Here is a 25,921-nt window from a genome sequence, read left to right as displayed (position 1 = left end):
CGCCCATTACCCCGGCCTTCGCGGCTGCCTCAGCCGGTGGCCGTCACCCCCCGGCCGGCAGCTCGACGGGGCATCGCCGTGGGCCACTTGGCGAGCGCGGCCGTGGCGCCGTACCAGGCCGCGGCGCCGGCGGCGACGGCGAACCAGCCGCCCACCTTGGCCAGGCCCTCGGCGTCACCGAAGCGCGCGACGGCGAGCAGCAGCAGAGAGACGAACAGCAGCGCGTACGTGCCCTGCGCGAGCAGTCCGCCGCCGGCCGCCCCGAGGGTCAGACTCAGCGCGAGCACGGCGAAGAGCAGCATGAAGAGGCCCGCGGCCTGCGCGGAGACTTCCGCTTCGGCCGTACCCCAGGTGAACCAGAAGGCGCCGAGACCCGCACAGGCCGTACCGGTGAACGTGTCACGGTCGCGGAAGGCGAGGAGTCCGGCGACGAAGAGGGTGACCCCGCCGACGAAGGTGGCGATCGAGACGGCGTCCGCGGCCGTCACGCCGTCGACCACTTCGGTGTGGCCGATACCGAAGGCCAACAGGGTGAGTCCGAGCGCGAGATGACCGAGCTGACCAGGAGATGAGGTGGTACTCCCCGCAGAGACGTCGTTGTCCACGGCGGGCTCCCTTCATGTGCAGTTGTGCAGTTGTGCTGCGTGGCTTATGTACCCTTCACAAGGGCACAACCCACCTCTACGCGCGAGTAGATTTGTCGACCGTCAAACCGGAGTTGACATCGCGGTCACCCCAACTCACCTGCGCTTAAAGCCCATACGGCAAGGGAGGGCGAGCCCGAAGGGCGATCTGCGGTGCGCGGAACGGCGGCACGCACAGGAGAGGCACGCGGCTCTGCCTACGGAATGACGATCACCGGTCGCTGAGCCCGTCGCGCAAGACGGCCCGCCACCGACCCGAAGATCCGGCCGACAAGGCCGTGCGTGGAGCCGACGACGATCGCGTCCGCCTCGTACTCCCGGCCGACCTCTTCGAGCTCATGGCAGATGTCGCCGCCTCGCTCGACCAGGATCCAGGGCACCTCGGCCAGATACTCCGCACAGGCGAGTTCGAGTCCGAGCACTTCCGTGCGGTGATCGGGTACGTCGACGAAGACCGGCGGCTCACAGCCCGCCCACACCGTGGTGGGAAGCCGGTTGGCGACATGGACGATGATCAGGCCCGAGCCGGAGCGACTCGCCATGCCGATCGCATACGCGAGAGCACGCTCGCTGGAGGTCGAGCCGTCGAAGCCGACGACCACTCCGTGCTTGAACGCTGGATCACAGGAGTGACGCGGCTCTGCCTCCGCACGGGGCGTCGCCGTCGGATCGGCGACCTGCCGCTTGCGGTCCGCGGGTTCGGGGAATTCGTGACCGGCCATCGTGTCTCGGCTGAAGGAAGTCCTCGGGTGACGAGGGGCGACTTTTCTCGGGCAGGAGTGGCGCACGGCATGGAGCTGTGTCCGGGAATCATCTTCCCAATCCCATACCCCCAAGGGTACGGCGACACTCCTCTCCTGCCCAGGTCCCGCAGCGGGTTCCCGCAGCGTTCCCCGGGAGCATGCACGAGCGCGCCCCGTATGGCAACGGTCGCTGCCCCGTACAGGCTTCTGCCCTGCTGCCGTTACCCGCACTTCAGCGAGGTATGCCAGGCCCGGGTGACTGCCTCCGCTACGCCAGTGACCTGGCCGCTTCACCATGCGTTGAGACGGTGACGCCACAGCCACAGGGAGCATCCGTGCCAAGGCATCCGACCGTGACCGCGCCCACGTCCGACCACGCCTCGCGGCGCCCGCCGGAAGGCACGCACGGGCGCCGGCGGGCACCCGCCCAACGCTCCCGCCCCCCACAGCGCCCGCGGCCGCCGGCCGCGCCGTCGGCGCCGGTCTCGCACTCCCCGGGGCACGCGGTCGGCGATGTGGTCGGCTGGGCCGCGTTCAGTTGCGTTCTGGTGCCTGTGGTCCTTGTCGTGTACGGCACTTCACTGGGCGGCGCCGCCGGCGCGGCCCTCGGTCTCGCCGCCGTCACCGGGGTCTGCCGGGTGCTGCTCCGTCAGTCCGAGCGCGGCGCGGCGCGTTTGCTCGCGGAACAGGACTGCGCGCACCGTGGAAGACACGGCCGGACCGGAACGGGCACCCACCGCGGCGGCCGCCACTCCGCCTGACTCCCCCTCGGGGCTGACTTGAATAAGCCTCGCGCACCCAACTCTTTTCAGCCAAAGTCGGCCGGGTGGCCGGTCGCCGCTCAAGGCGGTTCTCAACCCCCGTTTCACCAGCACTGAAAGGGTCGCAGAAGGCGCTTGCACCCTACGGGGACCGGCCACCGGTCGGAGGCGCACTTCCAAGGAACGCCCCCGAGTGCAACGCTTCGTGATCGAATGCTTCACGCCACGTTGCCATGTCGACATTGTGCCCGGTGCTGAACTGGTCACGAGAGCACTACGGGACACAGTAGATTCGATCATGACCGTCTGGGCGGGGGATCGTGCAGGACCGAGGGACTGTGACGTCTAGAAGCAGTGTGCAGGAGCGACAGGCCCGACAAGTGAGGGGCGCCGCGACCACCGAGGGGGGCTTAGCACCGTGAGCCACGACTCCGCAGCCGCACCGGAGGGCGTAGTACGCAAGCTCTCCGGACGCCGCCGCAGGGAAATCGTCGCCGTGCTGTTGTTCAGCGGCGGGCCCATCTTCGAGAGTTCCATTCCACTCTCCGTTTTCGGCGTCGACCGACAGGACGCCGGGGTACCGCGCTACCGACTTCTCGTGTGCGCGGGCGAGGAAGGCCCGCTGCGCACCACCGGGGGACTCGAACTCACCGCGCCCTACGGCCTGGAGGCCATAGCGCGGGCAGGAACGGTTGTCGTACCGGCCTGGCGGTCGATCACCTCGCCGCCACCGGAAGACGCGCTCGACGCACTGCGCCGAGCACATGAAGAGGGCGCCCGCATCGTCGGGTTGTGCACCGGAGCATTCGTACTCGCGGCCGCCGGGCTGCTCGACGGACGCCCCGCCACGACCCATTGGATGTACGCGCCCACACTCGCCAAGCGCTATCCGTCCGTTCACGTCGATCCGCGTGAACTCTTCGTGGACGACGGCGATGTGCTCACCTCCGCGGGGACCGCCGCGGGGATCGATCTGTGCCTGCACATCGTGCGCACCGACCACGGGGCAGAGGCGGCCGGGGCGTTGGCCCGCAGGCTCGTCGTACCGCCCCGGCGCAGCGGCGGCCAGGAGCGCTACCTCGACAGGTCTTTACCTGAAGAGATCGGCGCCGACCCGCTCGCCGAGGTCGTCGCCTGGGCCCTGGAGCATCTCCACGAGCAGTTCGACGTGGAAACCCTGGCCGCGCGCGCCTATATGAGCCGACGGACCTTCGACCGCAGGTTCCGCTCGCTCACCGGCAGCGCACCCCTGCAGTGGCTCATCACCCAACGAGTCCTGCAGGCGCAACGCCTCCTGGAGACCTCCGACTACTCCGTCGACGAGGTCGCGGGGCGCTGCGGCTTCCGCTCACCGGTCGCCCTGCGCGGCCACTTCCGCCGCCAGCTGGGTTCCTCACCCGCTGCCTACCGGGCCGCCTACCGCGCCCGCAGGCCGCAGAGCGAGAAGCCCGTCGAAGTGGTGGAGGGCCCGGGACCGCTGCCCGCACAGACCCGGCGTACCGCCGCGGCCACCTCGCTCGGCCTGCCGGGCGCCTCGGCCTCGACGGAACCCGTCAGGCACAGCTCCGATCTGTACGCCTCCGCCCGCGCGACGCTCCCCGGCCAGCGGGAACGCCCCGTAGGCTGAGACGCATGAACGATCGCATGGTGTGGATCGACTGCGAGATGACCGGGCTCTCGCTGACGGACGACGCACTTATCGAGGTGGCCGCACTGGTCACCGACTCGGAGCTGAACGTGCTCGGAGAAGGGGTGGACATCGTGATCCGCCCCCCGGACGCGGCCCTGGAGACCATGCCCGAGGTGGTGCGCACGATGCACACCTCCTCGGGCCTCCTCGACGAGCTGGCGAGCGGCACGACGCTCGCCGACGCCGAGGAGCAGGTTCTCGCCTATGTGCGTGAGCACGTCAAGGAGCCCGGCAAGGCCCCGCTGTGCGGAAACTCGGTCGGCACCGACCGCGGCTTCCTCCTGCGGGACATGCCGACCCTTGAGGACTACATGCACTACCGCATCGTGGATGTCTCCTCCATCAAGGAGCTGTCCCGGCGCTGGTACCCGCGGGCGTACTTCAACAGCCCGGAGAAGAACGGCAACCACCGTGCGCTCGCGGACATCCGCGAGTCCATCGCCGAGCTCCGCTACTACCGCGAGGCGATCTTCGTCCCGCAGCCCGGCCCGGACTCGGACACCGCGAAGTCGATCGCGGCGAAGTACGTACTGCCCGCCGAGCAGTCCTGATCCGGGGCCGGTCAGCCCCCGACCAGGGGCTGACCGGCCACCGGCGAGGGTCTGTCCGGCCGCCGACGAGGGGTCGGCCGGGCGCCGTGGAAAAGGCGGGCGCGAGCACCCTCTCGGACCCTGTACACTTTTTCTCGGCCGGTCGGAAAAACGACCGGTCATGGTGGGTGTAGCTCAGCTGGTAGAGCACCTGGTTGTGGTCCAGGAAGTCGCGGGTTCAAGTCCCGTCACTCACCCTTGAGGATCAAGGCCCGGCCTGGAACAACAGGCCGGGCCTTGGTCGTACCCGGACAGGAATCTCCGTTATTCCCGGAGGGTCTGGCCATCTGGCCGCAGGATCGCCTGAGCGGCTTGAGGAAGCGCCCCAAAGGGGCGCGGGGAACGGCGCGACCAGCCACGACGCACCCGCCGTTGCCATACCGGGCAGGCCCAGGTGCCATACCGGGCGGGGCGGCGGGCAGACGCCTCTGCCCGCCGCCCCGCCCTCCCCCAGGCTCCGCCGGGGCACACCGCACCCTCACGACGAATCGCGGACCACCAGTTCCGTCGGGAGCACCAGCTGCGGGCGGTACTCCCTGCGGGCTCCCGCCGGGTGGCCCTCCGCGGCGGACTCGATCTCCGCGAACAGCAGCCGCGTCATCTGCCGGCCCATCTCCTCGATCGGCTGACGGACACTCGTCAGGGCCGGCTCCATATGCCGGGCGATCACCGAGTCGTCGTACCCGACGAGGGCCACGTCCTGCGGTATTCGACGGCCCGCCGCACGCAGTACGAATCGGGCGCCCGCGGCCATCACATCGGAGCCGGCGAAGACCGCGTCCAGGTCAGGGCGCCGTTCGAGCAGCTCCGCCATCGCCCGGCGGCCGCCCTCCTCCGTGAAGTCCCCGAGGGCCACGAGGGCGGGGTCGGCGGGGTGGCCCGCGGCTTCGAGAGCGTCGCGGTAGCCGTCCAGGCGGCGGCGCGCGCCGTAGACATCGGCCGGGCCCGTGATCGTCGCGATGGTGCTTCTGCCGCGCTCGACCAGGTGCCCGACGGCCGCCAGGGCGCCCCCGTAGTTGTCGGAGTCCACCGAGGTCAGCGTCTCCTCGGCGGAGCGGCGGCCGCTGATCACCGCCGGGATGGCCAGCTGGTCGATCAGCTCTGGCAGCGGGTCGTCGGCGTGCACGGACACCAGGAGCACCCCGTCCACCCGCTGCGCGGCCAGATACTGGGCGAGCCGCTGCCGCTCCCGGTCGCCGCCCGCGAAGGTCAGCAGCAGCTGGACCTCGGTCTCGGCGAGGGCGACGCCGACGCCGTGGATGATGTCGGAGAAGTACGGCTCGGCGAAGAAGCGCCGCTCCGGCTCGGGCACGACGAGCGCGATGGCGTCCGTCCGGTTGGCGGCCAGGGCACGCGCCGCCGTATTGGGTACATAACCGAGCTCGGCCACCGCCGCCTCGACGGCCGCCCTGGTGCGCTCGCTCACCCGCGGGGAGCCGTTGATCACGCGGGACACCGTGCCGCGGCCGACGCCCGCACGCGCGGCCACCTGCTCAAGAGTCGGCCGTCCCCCGCCCCTGCCCTGCGTCTGATGCGCTGCCATACCTGCCTCCCTGCGCGTCCGCCTGCGCTCCGTCTGCGCCCGTCCGCGCAATCGACTTCCACCGAGCTGAATGCGAGCCGACCGGAACCTAACAGCCCGATAACCGAACGAACTCCCGCCGTCCGGTGCCTTGACACCCCTGAAGTGAGCCGCGAACCTTCAACACATCACATATGGGAGCGCTCCCACCGTACCTGAGTCATACATAACCCGCACGTTCCCCGCCCGCGCCACCGCTCCAACTCTTGTGCAAGTTACAAGAGTTGGATGGGATCGGACCGTCAGGGCACATTGGAGGACGCAATGCGCACCAGAACCCGTACGCGGGCATTGACCCTCGTGGCCGTCACCGCCCTCGGCGGCTCACTCCTGGCCGGCTGCGCCGAGGACTCGGCGGAGCCCGGATCCACCGGCGGCGGTGGTGGCGGCAAGGGCAAGACCACGCTGACCGTAGGGGTCTTCGGGGTGTTCGGCCTCAAAGAGGCCGGTCTCTACGACGAATACATGAAGAAGAACCCGGACGTCGTCATCAAGCAGACCTCCATCGAGCGCAACGAGAACTACTACCCCCAGCTGCTCACCCACCTCGGCTCCGGCAGTGGCCTCGCCGACATCCAGGCCGTCGAGGTCAACAACATCGCGGAAATCGTCGCCACCCAGTCCGACAAGCTCGTCGACCTGGGCAAAGCGCCGGGCGTCTCCAAGGACGCGTATCTGGACTGGAAGTGGCAGCAGGGCACCTCCGAGGGCGGCACCACGGTCGGGCTCGGCACGGATGTCGGACCACAGGGCATCTGCTACCGCAAGGATCTGTTCAAGAAGGCCGGGCTGCCCACCGACCGTGAGGCCGTCGGCAAGCTGTGGGCGGGCGACTGGGACAAGTACCTGGACGTCGGCAAGCAGTTCAAGGCCAAGGCCCCCAAGGGCAAGGCCTTCGTCGACTCGGCCTCCGGCGTCCTGAACGCGGCCCTCGGCAGCAACGAGGAGCGCTTCTACGACAAGAGCGGCGAGGTCATCTACAAGACCAACCCCAAGGTGAAGGACGCCTGGACCCTCGCGGGCAAGTTCGCGACCGAAGGCCTGACCGCCAAACTCCAGCAGTTCCAGCCGACTTGGGACCAGGCCTACGCCAACGGCACCTTCGCCACCGTCTCCTGCCCCGCCTGGATGCTCGGCTACATCAAGGGCAAGGCGGGCGAGAAGGGCGCGGACCAGTGGGACATCGCCCAGGCGCCCAAGCCGAGCAACTGGGGCGGCTCCTTCCTGGTCGTGCCCAAGGCCGGCAAGCAGGTGGAGGAGGCGACCAAGCTCGCCGCGTGGCTGACCGCACCCGAGCAGCAGGCCAAGCTCTTCACCAAGCAGGGCAGCTTCCCGAGCGCCTCGGCCGCGTACGACCTGCCGACCGTGGCGGACTCGAAGAACGACTACTTCGGGGACGCCCCCATCGGCAAGATCTTCGCCAAGGCGGCGGAAGGCGCGCCGGTACAGATCCTCGGGCCCAAGGACCTGATCATCGCCCAGAATCTGGCAGACGTCGGCATGCTCCAGGTCGACCAGAAGGGCAAGTCCCCCGAGGCGGGCTGGAAGGCGGCCGTGAAGGCGATCGACAACGCACTGGACCAGTGACCCCTATGGCGAGTGAATATCAGGCAACCGCGCCCTCCCGGGGGGAGGAGGGCGCGGGGCCCCTCCCGACCGGGGCCGCCCCCGGAACCGCCGTGGCCGACGCCGTGCCCGCAGCCGCCGCGGCCGAGGAACGCAGGCGCGAGCGGCGCAGCCGCCGCTATCGCCGTGATGTGCGGTGGAGTCCCTATGCGTTCGTGGCACCGTTCTTCGTGTTCTTCGCAGCATTCGGCCTCTTCCCCCTCCTTTACACCGGTTGGTCGTCACTGCACCGGGTGGAGCTGACGGCGCCCACCGACATGGAATGGGTGGGGCTGCGCAACTTCTCCCGCCTCATGGACGACGACTTCTTCTGGAACGCCCTGCAGAACACCGTCACCATCGGCCTGCTCTCCACCGTCCCGCAGCTGCTCATGGCTCTGGGGATCGCGCATCTGCTCAACTACAGGCTGCGCGGCTCGATGTTCTTCCGGGTCGCCGTCCTCACGCCGTACGCGACCTCGGTGGCCGCGGCCACCCTGGTCTTCGTGCTGCTCTTCGGGCGCGACTACGGCATGATCAACTGGGCGCTCGGCGCCATCGGTATCGACAACATCGACTGGCAAAACGGCAGTTGGACCTCCCAGCTCGCGGTCTCCACCATCGTCATCTGGCGCTGGACCGGCTACAACGCCCTGATCTATCTCGCGGCCATGCAGTCCATCTCCCATGATCTGTACGAGTCGGCCGAGCTCGACGGCGCCTCGCGCTGGCAGCAGTTCCTGCATGTCACGCTGCCTTCGCTGCGGCCCACGATCCTGTTCACCTGTGTGGTGTCGACGATCGGCGCCGTCCAACTCTTCGGTGAACCCCTGCTTTTCAACGGCAGTGCCGGTGCCAGCGGCGGCTCGGACCATCAGTTCCAGACCCTCGGTCTGTATCTCTACGAGCAGGGCTGGGTGAATCTGCACCTCGGCAGGGCTTCGGCCATCGCCTGGACGATGTTCCTGATCCTGCTTCTGATCGGCGCCGTCAACTGGCTGATCGCCCGTCGGATGCGCAAGAACGAGGGGGCGGCCTCATGAGCGTCTTGAAGACCGATCCCGGCACATCGGCTCGGCCGGAACCCCGCTCGACGCGGAACGGGAAGGCCGGCAGGGCCGCGAAGACCGGCCGCAAACGCGGCGCGGGCCGCCATCTGCACGGTGGCCGCTGGACGTATGCCGTGCTGATCGTGTTCACCGCCGTCTCCCTCTTCCCCCTGCTGTGGACGGCGATCGCCGCCTCACGCAACAACACCCGGCTCGCCGAGACACCCCCGCCCTTCTGGTTCGGCGGCAATCTCTTCAAGAACCTCGAGATCGCCTGGACCGACGCCAATATGGGCACGGCCCTGCTCAACACCATCGTCGTCGCCTCGACCATCGCGCTCGGCACGGTCCTCTTCTCCACCCTCGCGGGCTTCGCCTTCGCCAAACTCCGCTTCCGCTTCAAGAACCTCCTGCTCCTCCTGGTCATCGGCACGATGATGGTGCCGCCCCAACTCAGCGTCGTGCCGCTGTACATGCTGATCGCCGAGCTGCAGTGGACCGACCATCTGCAGGCGGTCATCCTGCCCACGCTGGTGGGCGCGTTCGGTGTGTTCTTCATGCGGCAGTACCTGCTGCAGGCGCTGCCCACCGAACTCATCGAGGCGGCCCGGGTGGACGGTGCCAGCAGCCTGCGGGTCATCTGGCATGTGGTCTTCCCGGCGGCCCGGCCCGCGATGGCCGTGCTCGGCATGCTCACCTTCGTCCAGGCCTGGAACGACTTCTTCTGGCCGATCATCGCCCTGACCCAGACAGGCAGTCCGACCGTGCAGGTCGCCCTGACCGGCCTGGGCCGCGGCTATATCCCGGACCAGTCGGTGATCATGGCGGGCGCCCTGCTCGGCACCCTGCCGCTGCTGATCGCCTTCGTCGTCTTCGGCAAGCAGATCGTCGGCGGCATCATGCAGGGCGCGGTCAAGGGCTGAACCGCCCCCGCCGGCCGCCGGCTCCCGCACGTGTCGTCCTGCGGACGAGCGACTGCTCGCCCTCTGTACGGCGACTGCTTGTGTACGGCGACTGCTTGTCCGGCGGGCGACGGATCGCTTGTCGGCGGACGGCGGACCGCTTGTCGGCGGACGGCGGACCGCTTGTCCAGCGGGTGGCGGCCTGCCCGTCCGTCGGACGGCGGACCGCTTGTCCAGCGGGTGGCGGCCTGCCCGTCCGTCGGGCGGCGGACCGCTTGCCCGGCGGGTGGCGGCCTGCCCGTCCGTCGGGCGGCGGACCGCTTGCCCGGCGGGCGGGGGCGGCCTGCTTGTCCCGCCTCCCGGCGGACGGCGCTACCCGCTCGTCCCTTGTATGACCAGCCAGCCGACTTCCCCCACTCCCTCCGAACCAGCCCACCTCGCTCTCGACCTTCTGAGCCAGCCCACCTCGCTCTCTCCTTCTGTGCCAGCCAACTCCCCTCTCCGTACGACGCCTTGGGAGCGCTCTCGTGTCTTCAGCCGTGCCCTTCACCGTCCCCACCGCGGTGCCCTCGGACGCAGCCGCGGCCGCCACCGCGTCATCGCCCGCGACGCTGCGCTTTCCGCCCGGCTTCCTCTGGGGCGCCGCCACCGCCGCGTACCAGATCGAGGGCGCCGCCCAGGAGGACGGCCGCACTCCGTCCATCTGGGACACCTTCAGCCGTACGCCCGGAAAGGTCCTCGGCGGTGACACCGGGGATATCGCCTGCGACCACTACCACCGGTGGCGGGACGATGTGCGCCTCATGGCCGAGCTCGGCCTGGGGTCGTACCGCTTCTCGGTGTCCTGGCCGCGGGTACAGCCCACCGGTCGTGGCCCTGCGGTCCAGCGCGGCCTCGACTTCTATCGGGCACTCGTCGACGAACTGCTCGCCCACGGCATCCAGCCGGTGGTCACGCTCTACCACTGGGACCTGCCCCAGGATCTGGAGACCGCGTTCCCCAGTGGGTCCTCGGCCGGGGGTGGCTGGCCCGAGCGCGACACGGCTCATCGCTTCGCCGATTACGCCCGGATCGTCGCCGAGGCGCTCGGCGACCGCGTCGAGATGTGGACCACCCTCAACGAGCCGTGGTGCAGCGCGTTTCTCGGATACGGCTCGGGCGTGCACGCTCCCGGCCGCACCGATCACAGGGCCGCCCTACGCGCCGCCCACCATCTGAACCTCGCCCATGGCCTGGGCGCCCAAGCACTGCGCGCCACACTGCCCGCCCGGGCCCAGGTCGGGATCAGCCTCAATCCGAGCGCGGTCAGGCCCCTGACCGACGCACCGGAGGACCTGGACGCTCAGCGGCGTATCGACGCGCTCGCGAACCGGATCTTCACCGGGCCGCTGCTGAAGGGCGCATACCCCGACGATCTGTTCGCGGACACCGCGGATATCACCGACTGGTCCTTCGTACGCCCCGAAGACCTCGCCGTCATCAAGCACCCCCTGGACTTCCTCGGCATCAACTACTACACGCCCACCGTGGTGTCGGCCACCACCGATCCCTCCGCCCCACGACAGGACGGCCACAACTCGAGCCTCCACTCCCCCTGGCCGGGCGCCGACGGGGTCGCCTTCCATCGCGCGCACGGTGAACTCACCGCCATGGACTGGCCGGTGGATCCGACCGGCCTCGTCGACCTTCTCTCTCAATACACCGCTGAAGCCCCCGGGGTTCCACTCTTCATCACGGAAAATGGCGCGGCCTACGAAGACACCCCGGGCGCCGACGGCCGGATCCACGACCCGGACCGGATCCGCTACCTCCACGCCCACCTCGCCGCCGTGCACGAGGCGATCCGCGCCGGTGCGGATGTGCGCGGCTATTTCCTATGGTCGCTGCTCGACAACTTCGAGTGGGCGTACGGCTACAGCAAGCGGTTCGGCGCCGTGTACGTGGACTACGCCTCGCAGGCCAGGACCCCCAAATCCAGCGCACGCTGGTACGCCCGGGTCGCGGCGAGCGGTGCACTCGAACTGCCGGAAGCGGATGGGCCCTCGGATGGGCCGCCGGAGGAGCAGGCGGAAAGGTAGGCGGACAAGCAGGAGAAGAAGCAGGCGGGGAAAGAGCCGGAGGAGCAACGGTCCGCGCACAGACGCGCGCCCCGACCGGGTGGGGGGAGACCGGTCGGGGCGCGCTGCGTGGGGGGTTCAGCGGACTTCGGGGGTTCAGCGGACTTCGAGGGTTGAGCAAAGTGGGTGGCTCAGCGGAGTGGATGAGTCAACGAAGTGGATGACTCAACGGAGTTGGTGGCTCCGCAGATCCGCGGGACCTACTTGTACGCGCCGAGCGCCTTCGTGAAGGCGAGGGGCTCCTGGTCGATGGAGGAGCAGGTCGGGGACACCTGCGTCGAGCCGCCCTCGCAGGCCTTGTCGCGGGTCGAGGACCACATCGACAGCCAGCCCAGCTTCTTCTCCTGGGCGAACTTCACGAGCTCCTTGGCGTCCTCGGCCTTGAATATCTCGGTCGTGACGTCATTGACACCGATCATCGGCGTCACCGCGACCGCCTTCCACGCCTCCGCGTCCGAGAGGCCGAGGGCCTTCTTGACCTGGGCGTGGGTGGCGGTGGCCGCCTCGATGGCGTACTTGCCCATGTCTCCGCTGTAGGACGGGCCGTAGTCCATCGCCATGATGTTGACGGCGCCGACCTTCACGCCGTTCTTCTTGGCGTCCGCGACCAGGTCGACGCCCGGCTTGGTCAGGCCCTCGGGCAGCACCGGGAGGGTGAACGAGACGTCCAGGCCCGGGTGTTCCTTCTGCAGCTTGGCGATGGCCTCGGCGCGGCGGGTGTTGGCCTCGGTGTCGGGCAGGGCGGCGCCCTCGATGTCGAAGTCGACCTTCTTGAGCTTGTACGCGTCGACGACCTTGCCGTACGCCTTGGCGAGCTCGTCGGCCGACGAGCAGTTGAGGGCCAGCTCGGAGCCGGAAGCGCCGCCGAAGGAGACCCGGACGTCGCCGCCCTTGGCCCGCAGGTCGCCGATCTGCGAAGCCACCTTGTCGTCGTTCAGGCCGGTCTTGCCGCCCCACAGGGGGGCGCAGCTGCCGCCGGAGGTGACGAAGGCGAGGTTGAACTCCTTCACGCCGGTCTTGGCGGCGGTGTCGACCAGGTCGTATGCGGGGGCGAGCGAGGTGTCGACGAACGGCGCGAAGCGGGAGGCTTCGGCCTTGGCCGTCGTGGAGTCACCGGTCTCGGTCTTGGTGGCCATCGCGGAACCGGAGAACGCGAACGCGGCCCCGCCGGCGATCGCGGCCGCGCAGACCGCTCCCATCGCCTTGGTCTTGCCGCTGATCCTGCGCCGGTGCGTGCTCATCGCGTGCCTACCTCTGCTGTACGGGGGTGGGGGTGCGTCAGCACGCTAGCGATCCAGAATCGGACAATCGGCAGGATCCGGACTGCAGTTGAGGATCTTAGGGCGCGCTTAAGGGCGCCATCGGAGGCGATTAAAGGTAGAGACCAATAGCGGGCATGAGAGGGGACGGGCACGCGCGCGTGGTGCACGAGGGCGAGGCGACGGTCGTACGCCCCGGCGTCCGTGCCTCAGGGGCTCTGCGGCTCAGCGGCAGACTTCAAGCCGAGGTCGTGGCCGCGGACCGCTTCCGGCGGCGTACCGAACCCCGGTGTCCACGGCGCCCCGAGGTGGGCTTGCGGTCGTCGAGCTGGATCCAGATACGGATCTCCGTGCCGCCGAGCACAGAGTGGCCGATACGGACGTCGCCGCCCGTCGCCTCCGCCATCTGCCGCACGATGTCCAGGCCTAGCCCGGTCGATCCCACGGCGCCGTCCCTGCCGCTGCCGCGGGCGAGCGCGGCCTCGGGGTCGAGGATGCCGGGTCCCGCGTCGGAGATGAGCACGATCACCGCGTCCTCGCCGCTGTGCACGTCCACGGCGAAAGCGGTGCCCTCAGGCGTGTGCCGGAAGACATTGCCGAGCAGCGCGTCGAGCGCGGCCGTCAGGTCGGGCCGCGCGACCGGCACGTGCACGGGGGCGTCGACGCCCGCGACGCGCACCTTGCGCGCCTCGTCCTCGGCGAGCGCCGACCAGAAGGCCATCCGCTCCCGGATCACGGCGGCGGCGTCACAGCCCGCGCCGGGGCCGCCGGCCACGGTCGTCGGCTTGGCCTCGCGTGCCGTACGGATGATGGTGTCGACCTCGGACTCCAGCTGCTCGACCGCGGCCCGCGTCTGGTCCGCCGCGGGGCCGTCACCGAGCGAGGCGGCGTTGAGCCGGAGCACGGTCAGCGGGGTGCGCAGCCGGTGGGAGAGATCGGCGGCCAGCTCCCTCTCGTTGGCGAGGAGCTGGACCACCTGGTCGGCCATCGAGTTGAAGGCGACCGCGGCCTGCTTGAGTTCGGTCGGCCCGTCCTCCGGCACGCGCGCGTTGAGCTTGCCGTCACCCAGAGCGCGGGCGGCGGCGGCGAGCCGTTTGGCTGGCTGGATGAGCCGTACGCCGAGGCGGTCGGCCACGGCGACCGAGCCGATGATCAGCGCTATGCCGACGCCCGCCAGCACCAGCCAGGCCGTGGCGATGCCGTTACTGAGCTCCCCCTCGGGGACGAACACCTCGACAATCGCGATCTCACCGGAGCCGAGCGCGGTGGGCTGCAGCAGGGCCTTGCCGCCGGGGGCGTCCGCGATGGAAGGGCTGGCGATCTCACGGGTGCGGTCGAGGTCCTTCTGCGCTGCGCGGCGCCGCCCCACTTCGAGGGCCGGGTCGTCGCCCGCCGCCGGGATGTGCACGGCCATGCGCCCGTCCGCGCCGGCCTGCGTGGAGGCCACCGCGCGGGACAGCTGGTCGCGGTCGGTGGTGATGGAGAGGGTGGGGCCGATGGCGGCGGCCTGGCGTTCCGCGTTGGAGTAGGCGCGGTCGGCGGCCATCTCCTTGATGACCAGGGCCAACGGCACCGCGAAGGCGACCACGACCATCGTGGTGACGGCCAGGCACACCTTGACGAGTGCCCATCTCATCGCGGTGGCTCCAGCTTGACGCCCACGCCGCGCAGAGTGTGCAGATAGCGGGGCCTGGCCGCGGTTTCGCCCAACTTCCGCCGCAGCCATGACAGGTGTACGTCGATGGTCTGATCGTCCCCGTACGACTGCTGCCACACCTCGGCGAGCAGCTCCTTGCGCGGTACGACGACACCGGGGCGCCCGGCGAGGAAGGCGAGCAGATCGAACTCGCGCCGGGTGAGGTCGAGCGGTGCGCCGTCGAGATCGGCCTGGCGGCGCAGCGGGTCGATGGAGAGCCCGCCGACCTGGATGACACGAGACAGTGGCGCCTCGGCGGCACCGCCCGCTCCGGAGCGGCGCAGGACGGCCGCCATCCGCGCGGAGAGGTGCTCCACGGAGAACGGCTTGGTCAGGTAGTCGTCGGCGCCGTCGTTGAGCAGCCGGACGATCTCTGTCTCGTCGTCCCGCGCGGTGGCGATGATCACCGGGACATCGGTGATTCCGCGCAGCATCTTCAGCGCCTCGGCGCCGTCCAGGTCCGGCAGACCGAGGTCGAGGATCACCACGTCAAAACGGAAATGGGCGACCTCGCGCAGCGCCTCCAGGGCAGTGCCGACGCTCCGTACGGTGTGGGAGGCCTCGGTCAGGTGCCGGATGAGGGCGGAGCGTACGAACTGGTCGTCCTCGACGACGAGCACACTTGCCATGGGCGGCACCGTACGCCATACGAGGGACCAGGGTCCCACCAGGCGGCAGATCTCCCGGCGGCCCGCAGGGCCCTTTCCGTGATGCTCGTCCCCCTGGGACACCACCGGGGCGCATGGGGCAGTATGGCCCGCGATGCAGCAACGAGGACTCGTACACGGCATAGCGTGGACGCTCGCCACAGGGGCGGCCGTCACGCTGTCCTGGTGGGGTGTGCACACCGTGATGTCGGGCACGGCATACGACCGCCCGCGCGCCCTGCCCATCACGAACACGGCGGACGGCACCACCCAGGGTGCGCGCCCGCAGTCCTCCTCCACGCACCGCCCCAAGGAGTCCCCGAAGCCCGGAAAGTCCGACTCCGAGGACGGGGCAGGGAAGGGCGGCAAGGGCAGTACGGCGAAGCCGTCGAGCAGCGCGCCCGGCAAGGGCTCCCCGTCGAGCGGCAGGCCCGGCGGCGGTGACGGAGGCGGTGGCGGTGAGGGCGGCTCCAGCGCGCCCGCCACGGGCAACGTGAAGAGCTACACCGTCTCGGGCGGCCGGGTCGCCTTCGAGATGGGCGCCTCGTCGGCCGAGCTGGTCTCCGCCACCCCGAACTCGGGCTGGCAGATGCAGGTGTGGAAGCAGCCGGAGTGGATCCGGGTCACCTTCACCCAGGGCGGCCGCGAAGTGTCCGTCTTCTGCACCTGGCACGATCACGAGCCGATGGTGGAGATCCAGGACCCCTGAGCCTCCGCCCGACGCCTCACACCCCTTAACTTTTCCGCCCAGTGGAAAACGCACTCTCGCTGTCTGCGGAAGCTCCCAGGGGGCGCCGCCTTCCGTCTAAAGGGGCACCGCTTTCCGCCTAGCGGAATACGCCGGGAGGCGGCGCCGGCGAGGCGACGGCCCCGGCGTCCATGACCGGGGCCGCTCCCCCGGTGAAGTCCGCGAGCGCCTTTCCGTGCTCCACGCGTCCCGGATGCGGGTCGCCGGCGATCCGCCGGGTCAGCTCGGCGACGGGCAGCGGCCGTTCGGAGGCGAGCAGCACCGCGTTGCCGAAGCGCTTGCCGCGCAGCACTGCGGGGTCGGCGGCGAGGGCGAGTTCGGGAAAGACCGCGGCGGCGGTGGCGATCTGGCCGCGCAGATGTGTGAGCGGCGGCCCGTCGGCGAGGTTGGCTGCGTAGTGCCCGCCGGGTTTGAGGACTCTGCGTACGTCGGCGAGGAACTCGGTGCTGGTGAGGTGCGCGGGGGTACGGGCGGCGCTGAAGACATCCGCGATGACGAGGTCGGCCCAGGCTTCGGGGATCTTGGCGAGACCCTCGCGGGCGTCGATGGAACGCACCCGCACGCGCGCGTGGGGGGCCAACGGCAGTTCGCGGCGGACCAGTTGGACCAGTGCCGCGTCGCGCTCGACGACCTGCTGGGTGGAGCGCGGCCGGGTGGCCGCGATGTAGCGGGCCAGGGTGAAACCGCCGCCCCCTAGGTGCACGGCCTGCACGGGCTTGCCCGGCGGCTCGATCAGATCGGCGATATGGCCGAGCCTGCGCTGGTACGCGAAGGTGAGGTGCGCCGGGTCGTCCAAGTCCACATGGGACTGCGGGGCGCCGTCCACGAGCAGCGTCCACGCGCGCGTGCGGTCCGGGTCGGGTATGAGCTCGGCCAATCCGCCGTCCACCGTCTCGACGACGGCTTCCGCGTCGCGCTTTCTCCTGGCCATCTGGCCATTATCGGTGCCCGCGCCGAGCCCGGCTCGGCGCGGGTGCGTCCCCCCTGTGACCTGGGCGAAAGAGCGCGCTCAGCGGCAGCTGTCGGCGGCTTCGATGATCCGGGCCGCCTCTCCGAGCGCGGCCCGCAGAACCGTGGGGTCCGTCACCGGGTCGGTGTCGGCGGGTGGCAGCAGCCAGCCCGTGCCGTCGACCGGAGGCTCGGGGTCGGCGTGGGCACCGGCGGGCGCCGGCACGGCGCGCAGACCGCGGCCGAAGGTCTGCGTACAGGCACTGCCCGGCAGGTCCCAGGCGTCGGCCGTGCCCGGTGGCACCAGGAAGCCGAGGGTGTCGCAGCTGTTGTCGTGCAGGACGGGGCCGACGGACGACGCGGACACCGCGCCTCGGCGCAGGATGTCCACGGCTTCGAGGCCCTGCCGGGCCGGAACGGTCACCAGGTCGCAGGCCACGCTGCCCGGTGGTGTGTAGTACGGGGTGGTCTGGCCGCCGAGCGCCGTGGACTCGTCCGCGGTCGGCCGATGCCGCGCAGTGGACAGAGACGGCCGCATCGGATGCGTCCTCAGGGAGTCGCTGTTCTCCATGCCGACCTCCAACAAGGGAATCCTCCTTGTTCGAAAAGGCGCGCTGTAGCTCCTTCTCCGCATGGTTCAACGTCTGGCCGCGTCAACAGCTACGGCAGCGAACCGCCGCATTGGATGGCAGTTCATGGCAGATCACGCGTGAGATTTCCGGTTTGTAGCCAAACCCGGCGTAGCGCACCCTTCGCAACGGGTACTTTCGTGGCCCGTCGGAACCACGCCCCCACGGGCGGGCAACGGCACGAACCGCACGAGAGGGTTTGGCCAATGACGTCGTCACCGATGACATCGTCAGCGGGGTCTCCCCGGCCGAATCTCGTCTTCCGTCGGCTGCGCGGGCAGCTGTCGCCGGGCGAGTTCGCCGCAGCGGTGCGGCGGGCGGCTCGCGAGATCGGCGAGCGCGTCGCATGCGACGCTCGCTACATCGGGCGCGTGGAGGCGGGCGAGATCCGCTGCCCCAACTACGCCTACGAGCGGGTGTTTCTGCATCTGTTCCCCGGCCGGACGCTGACCGACCTGGGGTTCGCACCGCGCGAGACAGTGCGGGGCCGCGGGGCGCGCGCCGACTCGGGCACGCCCCTCGCGTGCACCACGCTCTCAAGAGCGAACCAGTACGAACACGACGCGCAGCAGGACCCGCGCCCCCAGGGCCCACCGGGCTCGCAGAACCCATGGCATATCCAGAGCAATGAGGAGAGCGACGTGCTGCGTCGCGCATTCATGACCGGAGGCACGGCCGCCGTGGCCGCCTCCCTCGGACTTACCGGCCCCTTGGGCGCCGAGGCCGTGGCCGCACCCCGACGGGTCGGCGGCGCCGAGGCGAAGGCGGTCGAAGAAGCCGTACGCAAGATCAGGCTGCTCGACGACCGGCACGGCGCCGACGGCCTCTACAAACGGGCCGCGGGCCCCTTGCGTACCGCCTACGCACTGCTCGACGCGGGCACCGCGCGGCAGTCCACATCGGACCGGCTGCACACGGGCGCCGGTGAACTGGCCATCACTGTCGGCTGGTTGGCGCATGACTCGGGCCGCTTCAACGACGCCCGCTCCCACTACGCCGAGGCGCTCGCGACGGCGCGCATGGCGGGCGACCCGGCCCTTGAGACGCATGCTTTCTGCAACATGTCGTTCCTCGCCAGGGACGCGGGCCGGCCACGTGAGGCGGTGCGGGCTGCACAGGCCGCGCAGCGCTCGGCGTCGGGCGAGGGCTCGGCCCGGCTGCTCTCGCTGCTCGCGCTGCGCGAGGCCGGGGCTTTCGCCGGGCTCGGTGACCGCGCCGGCTGCGAGCGGGCACTCGGCCGGGCGCAGGCGCTGTTCGGACGGGGCGCGTGCGACGCGGACCCGGAGTGGATGAGCTTCTACAACGAGGCGGAGCTGGAGGGCCTCGAAGCGCAGTGCTGGTCGGCGCTCGGCCACTGGGCGCGGGCCGCGCGGCACGCGCAGCGAGCCGCGCATGTCGCCACGACGAAGAATCCTCAATTCACCCGGAACATCGCGCTCTACACCGCCGAACTCGCCGACGATCTGGCGCACGCCGGGCGCCCCGACGAGGCGGCGGCGGCCGGCGAGCGCGTCCTCGACCTGCTCGACGAGGTGCAGTCGTCCCGTATCCAGTCGATACTCGCCGCCACCGCGCGCGTGCTGCTGCCGCACCGCCGCACGCCCACTGTCGCGTCCTTCTTGGAGCGGCATACGGCAGTGGCACGTTCGGCCTGAGCGGGGCCTTCCAAGTGCTGGTCCCGGGCGGCCTCTTGAGCTCTTGAGGGGGCTCAGCCCTCCAGGTGACCGGTCTCGTTCCAGGACTCGATGGCGGGCTCGCCGTAGGCCCAGCCGAGGACCGAGAGCGAGGTCGGGCTGAGGCGGATCCGGGCCGCGAAGTCCAGGGGCAGGCCGAGCCAGCGGGCGCCGATGGAGCGCAGCATGTGGCCGTGCGCGAACACCAGGACGTCACGGTCGGCCGAGCGCGCCCACTCCACGACCTCGTCGGCGCGCGCCGTCATCTGCGCGAGCGTCTCCCCTTCGGGAACGCCGTCGCGCCAGATGAACCAGCCGGGCCGTACCGCCTGGATCTCGGCCGGCGTCATGCCCTCGTACGCGCCGTAGTCCCACTCCATGAGGGTGTCCCAGTCCTGGGCCCGCTCGCCGAACCCGGCGATGTCGCAGGTCTCACGCGCGCGTGCGAGCGGACTTGTGCGCACTTCGACGTCGGGGAGTCCGTTCCAGGGAGCCCGGTGCAGTCGCTCGCCGAGCAGTTTCGCGCCGCGCCTGCCCTCTTCCAGGAGCGGGATGTCCGTCCTGCCGGTGTGCTTGCCGGACAGGGACCACTCCGTCTGTCCGTGGCGGGCCAGCAGGATGCGCGGTGCCATGGGGCTTCTCCCTTTGGTGCATGAGTCGGGGTGCGAGCCGCCAGGTGCTCACGATGTTCCGGGGCGTGTACGTGCCGCGACGTACAGGGACGTTTCACGACAGAACGCACATGCGCCCCGTACATCATCGCGCACCCGGACCGTCGCGCTCGCACACCCCTCAAAAGCGCCTCAAGAGCACCTCGAGTACGGCAACCCGACGGGCGGTCTCCGCGTCTATGCGGTCGCGTACAGCGTAAAGTGACTCGGCGGTCCGAGACCGTCCAAGCCGGAGGGGGAGCCATCGGATGGCGCGCACTCAGGTGCCACAGACCAACGCGCCACACGCGCGCGTGCGGGGCGCGCGGCCCCGCTGGTGGACCGAACTGCCTTTGATCGCCCTGGTGTACGCCGCCTACTCGGCCGGGCGGCTGCTCGCCCGTGGCGACGAGTCCTCCGCCGTCGACCACGGCCTGGCGATCCTGGCCCTGGAGAAGCGGCTCCGCCTCAACGCCGAGCACCCCCTGAACCGGCTCTTCACCGAACACTCCTGGCTCGGCATCCCGGCCGACTTCGCGTACGCCTCACTGCACTACCTGGTCACGCCCGCCGTCCTCGTCTGGCTGTTCCGGCGCCGGCCCGTGCGCTACTGGGCCGCGCGCACCTGGCTGATGCTGTCCACGCTCATCGGCCTGATCGGCTTCACGCTCCTGCCGACCTGCCCGCCGCGGCTGCTCGCGGCGAGCCACGGTTTCGTCGACACCATGGCCCAGTACAGCTCGTACGGCTGGTGGGGCGCGGAGGCGAGCGCTCCGCGGGGCCTGGGCGGCATGACCAACCAGTTCGCGGCGATGCCGAGCCTGCACGTCGGCTGGGCGCTGTGGTGCGGCGTGATGCTGTGGCGGTACGGGCGCTCGCGCCTGACGCGCACGGTCGCCGTCGCGTATCCGCTGCTGACCACGGTCGTGGTGATGGGCACCGCGAACCACTACTTCCTCGACGCCGTCGCCGGCGCCGCCACGATGGGGGCCGGGCTGCTGCTCACGGGCCCGGCGATGCGCCTGGCGGACCGCGTGAAGTCCCGTTTCTCCGTGGCCACATCCGCAGCACGTTCCCCGGTTGTCAGTACCGGATGCGAGACTTCTGCAGGTGAGCGAATTCCCCATCAGCGCGGAGCCGACGGCAGCGGTCCCGCCCACGCGGAAGGAGCCGACAGCACCGCGGACGACGGCGCTGCGGCAGCGGCTCGCTGACCTGCGGGGCCCCGCGGTCCCGGCCAAGGCACTCGATGCGCGCGCCCTGGCGGCACTCGCCGCCAACCCCGGCTGCAGACGCCGCGCCCTCCTCGACGGCGCGGGTGTGGACAAGTCGGCGCTCGCGCACGCCCTCGGCTCACCGTCCGGCTTCGGCCAGTCCCAGTTCGCCTTCGTCCGCGGCAATGCCTTCGAGGCGAGGGTCAAGGCCGACGGCGGCGCGGAGCTGCTCCGGCTGGTGCATGAGCGCCTCGGCGGCGGCGCGGAGCCGACCACGTCCCAGGCCCGCACCGAGGACATCGCCGAGGTGCACACCCCCGACCTCGCGGCGGCCGGCCCCGAGGGGCGTACCGCCCGCACCGCGCTCGCCCTGCGTGAAGCCGCCGCCACACGCGCGTGGACCCTGCTCGACCATCCGATGCTCGCCCTGGACGTGGCCGGCTCTCCCGCCTTCCTGGAGCCGGACGCCGTGGTGGTGCACCCCGACGGCCGGTGGACGGTCGTCGAGATCAAGTCCTTCCCGATGATCGACGGCTCGGCGGACGCCGCGAAGGTGGGCGCCGCCGCCCGCCAGTCCGCGGTCTATGCCCTGGCGCTCGAGCAGGTCGCCGCCCGGCTCGACCCGGTGCCCGAGGTGGGCCACCGCGTCGTGCTCGTCTGCCCCAAGGACTTCTCGAACCTGCCGACCGCATCCGTCGTGGACGTACGCAAGCAACTGTCCGTGACCCGGCGCCAGTTGGCGCGGCTGACCCGGATCGAGGACATCGCCGACGCTCTGCCCGAGGGCACGACCTTCGACGTCGAGCGCCCCATGGATGAGCTGACCCGGGCCGTCGAGTCGGTGCCCGCCACCTATGCGCCCGAGTGCCTCGCCGCCTGCGAGCTGGCCTTCCACTGCCGTGAGCATTCGCGCGCGGAGGGCGAGGTGACCGCGCTCGGCCGCTCGGTGCGCGGCGAGCTCGGCGCTCTCACGACGGTCGACGGCGTCCTCGCCGCCGCCCGGGGCGAGTCCGGCGACCCCGGCGACCCGGCGGTCGCGGCCCTGCGCCGGGCGGCGGCACTGCGCGCGGAGGCACTGGCCACGGCGGGAGGCAGCACGCGATGACCACCCCGCGCCACACGTCAGCCCCGTCACGACCCCCGCACCGCGCAGCCGGTCCGTCACACACCCCGCACCCTGCGGCCGAGCCCGCACGGTCCCGGCACCACACCGCCCGGCAGACACCGTCCCGGCACCACACCGCCGGGCCGACACAATCCCCGCGCCACACCGCCCGGCCGGCACGCACGCCGCGCCACACCGCCCGGCAGACACCCGCCCCGCGCCACACGGCCACCCGGCCCCAGTTCCCACTCCTGACGGCCACCCGGCCCCAGCTCCCCTCCCCCGCGGCCGGTCCGGCTCGGTCCCCGCGGCCCACCCCGAGCAGGCGAGCGGCATGTCACTGATCCATACCCTCGCCCGTCTCGAAGCCGTCCAGACGGGCCGCGCCCAGGCGCTGGCCACGGTGCGGCACCGTCATCTCGCCGCGCGCCCCCTGGTGTTCGTGCCGCTGACCACCGCGGGCGAGGCGGGTGCGCCCCTGGGCGCCCTGGTCGGCACCGAGCGCGAGCGGCCCCGGCTGCTCGTCGTGCCGCAGCCGCGCGACCGCGACCTGCGCTCCGCCTTCCTGGCCGAACTCGCCGAGGAAGTCCTGCCGTACGTCGACTCCTTCGCCGACGAGACCGAGGCCGCCGAGCGCAGCGAGACCGATCCGGAGACCGGCAAGCGGGTCAAGGTGGAGGTCGAACTGAGCGCGGATGCCCCGCAGTTGATCGTGCCGAGCCGCGCGGGCCTGGAGTTCGTCCGCCTCCTGGGGCGTTCCATGCGCTTTCGGCGCACCGCCGAGCAGGACCCGGACACGGCCTATCCCGCACCCCCGCGCGTGCCGCTGCTCGGCCGGTGGCTGACGCACTTCGGTGAGCGCGCCAGGGTGCCCGGCTCCGCCCTGCTCATGGCGGCGACGGAGCTCCTGTCCCGGCACTGGGCCACCGGCCAGTCGAGCCTGGAGGACCAGCACTTGGGGGCGCTGCTCGCCTGGATCGACCCCCCTGAGGGCGACTCCGGCGCCGAAGCCGCACTCCGCGCGGAGCTCGCCCGCGACGCCGAGGGCCAGCTGTTGTGCCCGCCCGCCGGCCCGGCCACCGACCCGGCCTTCGACAACCAACTCCTCGGCCCCGCGATCGAGCGCTACGACCGCGCGCGCGGCGCCCTCTCAGCCGCCGAGGACGGTCTCGCCGCCGACCGCCATCTCGCCGAACTGACCACTGCGGAGCGGGAGATCAGAGCGCTCGTGGAGAGCCGCACCCGCCCCGCATGGGATGCCGTGTGGCGCGCCCTCGACCTGCTGCACACCCTCCCCGAAGGGGAGCGGGCGGCGGAGCGCTGGACCCGTGACCGCTGGTCGTACACCGGGCATCTCGACCGCGTTCTCGCCGGCGAGCCCCCGCAGCCCCGTATCGACGACGCGGTGACCGCGGCGAACAAGCTGTCCGCGCGAGAGACCGCCCAGGCCCGCCTCGAAGCCCAGGAAGCCCTGGACGACCCGCTGGTGATGGCCGGGCGGCGGCTCGCAGGCGAGGCCTTCGCGGGGGAGGTGACCGAAGTTGTCATGGCGTACAGCGAGAGCAAGCGGCCGAGCCCGCGCCCGCTCGTCACGCTGCGCACCGACGACCGGCCCCACCTCGGCGAGCGCGTGAAGGTCTTCCGCTCCCTCGAAGGGAAGCCGCAGAGCGCGGAGTTCACCGGGTACGACGAGGAGGGCGGTGTCGTCCTGCGCCTTCTCGACAAGATGGGCCGCGGCAAGGAGCCCGAGCCGGGTTCCGTCCCGGACAAGGGCGCCCGGATCACCTGGACGGTCTTCGAGCACGCACCGCGCGGCGGCCCCTCGCTCCCGGAGCCGGAGGAGACCCCGTGGACGCACGGGGGCCCGCCCGGTGACGCGGCGGAGCGACCCGATCCGGTGACCGCGGAGGATGTGCTGTGACCGCCGCCCCGCCACCCACGAGCCACGAGGCCGCCCAGGCCCCTGAGACCTCCCTCTCCCCCGCGGCCCCTGAGACCTCTCCCTCCCTCACGGATCGCGAGATCTCCCCCGACCGGTCCACGCCAGCGGAGCGACGTATGAGCGAATCCCCGGGCGCGCCCTCCTTCGCCTCCTCCTTCGACCCCTCCGCCGAGGCGGCCCGCGCCACCGACGCGATCCTGCGCGACACCCTGCACGGCGGGGCCCGCGGCGTCGTCGTGGACTCACCTCCCGGCGCGGGCAAGTCGACCCTCGTGGTGAACGCCGCGCGGGAACTGGCCGCGGCGGGACGCCCGTTGATGGTGGTGGCGCAGACGAACGCACAGGTCGACGATCTGGTCCTGCGCCTCGCCGAGAAGGAGCCCGAGCTGCCGGTCGGCCGCCTGCACAGCAGCGAGGCCGACCCGTACGACAAGGCACTCGACTCTTTGGACAACGTACGGAAGTCGGCGAAGGCGGCCGACCTCGCCGGGCTCGACGTGGTGATCTCCACGGCCGCCAAGTGGGCACACGTCAAGGGCGTCGAGCCGTGGCGGCACGCGATCGTGGACGAGGCGTACCAGATGCGCTCGGACGCGCTGCTCGCCGTGGCGGGGCTGTTCGAGCGGGCCCTGTTCGTCGGTGACCCGGGGCAGCTCGACCCGTTCGCGATCGTCGGCAGCGAGCAGTGGGCGGGGCTCACCTACGACCCGTCGGCGAGTGCCGTGACGACGCTGCTCGCCCACAACCCTGAGCTGCCGCAGCACCGCCTGCCGGTGTCGTGGCGCCTGCCCGCGTCCGCGGCGCCGCTGGTCAGTGACGCGTTCTATCCGTATACGCCGTTCCGCAGCGGCACCGGTCACGGTGAGCGGAGGCTCTCGTTCGGGGTGCCGTCGGACGGCGGCGGGCCGGACCGGGTGATCGACGAGGCGGCCGAGTCCGGCTGGGGTCTGCTCGAACTGCCCGCGCGCCATACGCCGCGCACGGACCCCGAGGCGGTGCGCGCGGTGGCCCAGGTGGTCCGCCGGCTCCTGGACCGAGGCGGTGCCACGGTCAGCGAGCGCTCACCGGATCCGGCGCCGCTGACAGCCGCCCGTATCGCCGTCGGCACCGCGCACCGCGATCAGGCGGCCGCGGTGCGCGCCGCCCTGGCCGAACTGGGCGTCGGCGACGTCACCGTGGACACGGCCAACCGCCTCCAGGGCCGTGAGTACGACGTGACGGTCGTCCTGCATCCGCTCTCCGGACGCCCCGACGCCACCGCGTTCCACCTGGAGACGGGCCGCCTGTGCGTGCTCGCGTCCCGGCACCGGCAGGCCTGCATCGTGGTCTGCCGCGCGGGCGTCGCCGAGCTCCTCGACGACCACCCGTCGACCGAGCCGGTCCAGCTGGGCGTCACGGTGAAGTTCCCCGACGGCTGGGAGGCCAACCACGCGGTCCTCTCCCATCTCGCGGAACACCGCATCCCCTGGCGCCCATGACCACCCCGCCGGAACGAACACCGACTGCCACACCCCGGGCTCGCCGGAACGAACACCGACCGCCACACCCCGGGCTCGCCGGAACGAACACCGACCGCCACACCCCCGAGCCCGGCCCGGCACAGCCGCCGGAGGCACTCTTGCGCGTGGCTGGACAATAGAAGGCGGCCCGGCGAAGCGTCCCGGGTCGCGCGCACGAGCGCACGCGTGAACCCGCACGCGAGCGCCCACACGGAACACGCACCACGT

21 protein-coding genes, 1 tRNA gene and 1 pseudogene are annotated in these 25,921 nt (G+C 71.0%); 13 read left to right on the top strand and 10 right to left on the bottom strand.

The window, feature by feature from the left end:
* Window positions 1-29: 29 nt before the first annotated feature.
* The 3 genes from ACFQVC_RS14260 to ACFQVC_RS42550 all read right to left on the bottom strand — a co-directional run bounded on the left by ACFQVC_RS14260 (window position 30) and on the right by ACFQVC_RS42550 (window position 2,100).
* Window positions 30-605: a GPR1/FUN34/YaaH family transporter gene (locus ACFQVC_RS14260; protein ID WP_381830745.1), complete on the bottom strand. Its 576-nt coding sequence runs from the start codon at window positions 603-605 to the stop codon at window positions 30-32.
* A gap of 236 nt (window positions 606-841) precedes the next feature.
* Window positions 842-1,366 carry a universal stress protein gene (locus ACFQVC_RS14255; RefSeq protein WP_381830744.1) on the bottom strand — a complete coding sequence of 175 codons (525 nt, stop codon included), beginning with the start codon at window positions 1,364-1,366 and terminating at the stop codon, window positions 842-844.
* A gap of 599 nt (window positions 1,367-1,965) precedes the next feature.
* On the bottom strand, window positions 1,966-2,100 hold the full coding sequence (locus ACFQVC_RS42550) for a hypothetical protein (RefSeq protein ID WP_417851980.1): 135 nt from the start codon (window positions 2,098-2,100) through the stop codon (window positions 1,966-1,968).
* A gap of 466 nt (window positions 2,101-2,566) precedes the next feature.
* On the opposite strand from ACFQVC_RS42550, the gene ACFQVC_RS14245 reads away from it, so the two are divergent.
* The 3 genes from ACFQVC_RS14245 to ACFQVC_RS14235 all read left to right on the top strand — a co-directional run bounded on the left by ACFQVC_RS14245 (window position 2,567) and on the right by ACFQVC_RS14235 (window position 4,625).
* Window positions 2,567-3,775, top strand: coding sequence for a helix-turn-helix domain-containing protein (locus ACFQVC_RS14245; protein WP_381830743.1), 1,209 nt, complete (start codon window positions 2,567-2,569; stop codon window positions 3,773-3,775).
* Between the two features lie 5 nt (window positions 3,776-3,780).
* A complete protein-coding gene (orn, locus tag ACFQVC_RS14240; protein ID WP_381830742.1) occupies window positions 3,781-4,389 on the top strand; it encodes an oligoribonuclease in 609 nt (202 codons plus the stop codon).
* Window positions 4,390-4,552: 163 nt separating this feature from the next.
* A tRNA-His gene (locus tag ACFQVC_RS14235) sits at window positions 4,553-4,625 on the top strand.
* A 281-nt stretch (window positions 4,626-4,906) separates the two neighbouring features.
* Here ACFQVC_RS14235 and ACFQVC_RS14230 read toward each other — a convergent pair.
* The gene (locus tag ACFQVC_RS14230; RefSeq protein ID WP_381830741.1) at window positions 4,907-5,971 is read right to left on the bottom strand and encodes a LacI family DNA-binding transcriptional regulator; all 1,065 of its coding nucleotides are present in this window, start codon (window positions 5,969-5,971) and stop codon (window positions 4,907-4,909) included.
* A 303-nt stretch (window positions 5,972-6,274) separates the two neighbouring features.
* On the opposite strand from ACFQVC_RS14230, the gene ACFQVC_RS14225 reads away from it, so the two are divergent.
* From ACFQVC_RS14225 to ACFQVC_RS14210, 4 genes are all read left to right on the top strand, one after another.
* Window positions 6,275-7,597 (top strand): ABC transporter substrate-binding protein, encoded by a 1,323-nt coding sequence (locus tag ACFQVC_RS14225; protein ID WP_381830740.1) that lies wholly within the window; start codon window positions 6,275-6,277, stop codon window positions 7,595-7,597.
* A 5-nt stretch (window positions 7,598-7,602) separates the two neighbouring features.
* On the top strand, window positions 7,603-8,658 hold the full coding sequence (locus ACFQVC_RS14220; RefSeq protein WP_381830739.1) for a carbohydrate ABC transporter permease: 1,056 nt from the start codon (window positions 7,603-7,605) through the stop codon (window positions 8,656-8,658).
* Window positions 8,655-9,587: a carbohydrate ABC transporter permease gene (locus ACFQVC_RS14215; RefSeq protein WP_381830738.1), complete on the top strand. Its 933-nt coding sequence runs from the start codon at window positions 8,655-8,657 to the stop codon at window positions 9,585-9,587. Before ACFQVC_RS14220 ends, ACFQVC_RS14215 begins: the two co-directional genes overlap by 4 nt.
* 542 nt (window positions 9,588-10,129) lie before the next feature.
* Entirely contained in the window at window positions 10,130-11,644 is a 1,515-nt protein-coding gene (locus ACFQVC_RS14210; RefSeq protein WP_381831044.1) for a GH1 family beta-glucosidase, read from the top strand.
* 239 nt (window positions 11,645-11,883) lie between these two features.
* Here the strand turns inward: ACFQVC_RS14210 and ACFQVC_RS14205 are convergent.
* The 3 genes and pseudogenes from ACFQVC_RS14205 to ACFQVC_RS14195 all read right to left on the bottom strand — a co-directional run.
* Window positions 11,884-12,813: pseudogene (locus tag ACFQVC_RS14205) on the bottom strand (chitinase); the annotation flags it as partial.
* A gap of 367 nt (window positions 12,814-13,180) precedes the next feature.
* The gene (locus ACFQVC_RS14200) at window positions 13,181-14,578 is read right to left on the bottom strand and encodes a HAMP domain-containing sensor histidine kinase (RefSeq protein ID WP_381830737.1); all 1,398 of its coding nucleotides are present in this window, start codon (window positions 14,576-14,578) and stop codon (window positions 13,181-13,183) included.
* A complete protein-coding gene (locus tag ACFQVC_RS14195) occupies window positions 14,575-15,267 on the bottom strand; it encodes a response regulator transcription factor (RefSeq protein WP_381830736.1) in 693 nt (230 codons plus the stop codon). Before ACFQVC_RS14195 ends, ACFQVC_RS14200 begins: the two co-directional genes overlap by 4 nt.
* Before the next feature lie 133 nt (window positions 15,268-15,400).
* Here ACFQVC_RS14195 and ACFQVC_RS14190 point away from each other — a divergent pair, with 133 nt between their 5' ends.
* Window positions 15,401-15,994, top strand: coding sequence for a hypothetical protein (locus ACFQVC_RS14190; protein WP_381830735.1), 594 nt, complete (start codon window positions 15,401-15,403; stop codon window positions 15,992-15,994).
* Window positions 15,995-16,112: 118 nt separating this feature from the next.
* Here ACFQVC_RS14190 and ACFQVC_RS14185 read toward each other — a convergent pair whose 3' ends face one another.
* Window positions 16,113-16,964 (bottom strand): spermidine synthase, encoded by an 852-nt coding sequence (locus ACFQVC_RS14185; RefSeq protein ID WP_381830734.1) that lies wholly within the window; start codon window positions 16,962-16,964, stop codon window positions 16,113-16,115.
* Window positions 16,965-17,042: 78 nt separating this feature from the next.
* Window positions 17,043-17,567, bottom strand: a complete 525-nt coding sequence (locus tag ACFQVC_RS14180) for a hypothetical protein (protein WP_381830733.1) — start codon at window positions 17,565-17,567, stop codon at window positions 17,043-17,045.
* Between the two features lie 249 nt (window positions 17,568-17,816).
* Between ACFQVC_RS14180 and ACFQVC_RS14175 the strand changes: the two genes are divergently transcribed.
* Window positions 17,817-19,265: a hypothetical protein gene (locus tag ACFQVC_RS14175; protein WP_381830732.1), complete on the top strand. Its 1,449-nt coding sequence runs from the start codon at window positions 17,817-17,819 to the stop codon at window positions 19,263-19,265.
* A 53-nt stretch (window positions 19,266-19,318) separates the two neighbouring features.
* On the opposite strand, the gene ACFQVC_RS14170 is transcribed toward ACFQVC_RS14175, so the two are convergent.
* Window positions 19,319-19,915, bottom strand: a complete 597-nt coding sequence (locus tag ACFQVC_RS14170) for a histidine phosphatase family protein (protein WP_381830731.1) — start codon at window positions 19,913-19,915, stop codon at window positions 19,319-19,321.
* Window positions 19,916-20,202: 287 nt separating this feature from the next.
* Between ACFQVC_RS14170 and ACFQVC_RS14165 the strand changes: the two genes are divergently transcribed.
* The 4 genes from ACFQVC_RS14165 to ACFQVC_RS14150 all read left to right on the top strand — a co-directional run bounded on the left by ACFQVC_RS14165 (window position 20,203) and on the right by ACFQVC_RS14150 (window position 25,672).
* Complete coding sequence (locus tag ACFQVC_RS14165) at window positions 20,203-21,147, top strand: phosphatase PAP2 family protein (RefSeq protein ID WP_381830730.1); 945 nt, start codon at window positions 20,203-20,205, stop codon at window positions 21,145-21,147.
* A complete protein-coding gene (locus ACFQVC_RS14160) occupies window positions 21,059-22,252 on the top strand; it encodes a hypothetical protein (RefSeq protein ID WP_381831043.1) in 1,194 nt (397 codons plus the stop codon). The genes ACFQVC_RS14165 and ACFQVC_RS14160 overlap by 89 nt, the downstream gene beginning before the upstream one ends.
* Window positions 22,253-22,586: 334 nt before the next feature.
* On the top strand, window positions 22,587-24,173 hold the full coding sequence (locus tag ACFQVC_RS14155) for a hypothetical protein (RefSeq protein WP_381830729.1): 1,587 nt from the start codon (window positions 22,587-22,589) through the stop codon (window positions 24,171-24,173).
* A 137-nt stretch (window positions 24,174-24,310) separates the two neighbouring features.
* Window positions 24,311-25,672: an AAA domain-containing protein gene (locus ACFQVC_RS14150; protein ID WP_381830728.1), complete on the top strand. Its 1,362-nt coding sequence runs from the start codon at window positions 24,311-24,313 to the stop codon at window positions 25,670-25,672.
* Window positions 25,673-25,921 lie beyond the last annotated feature (249 nt).

The organism is Streptomyces monticola, from assembly GCF_042665355.1.
Classification (GTDB): Bacteria; Actinomycetota; Actinomycetes; order Streptomycetales; family Streptomycetaceae; genus Streptomyces; species Streptomyces monticola.
This window is presented reverse-complemented; position numbering and strand designations above follow the sequence as displayed.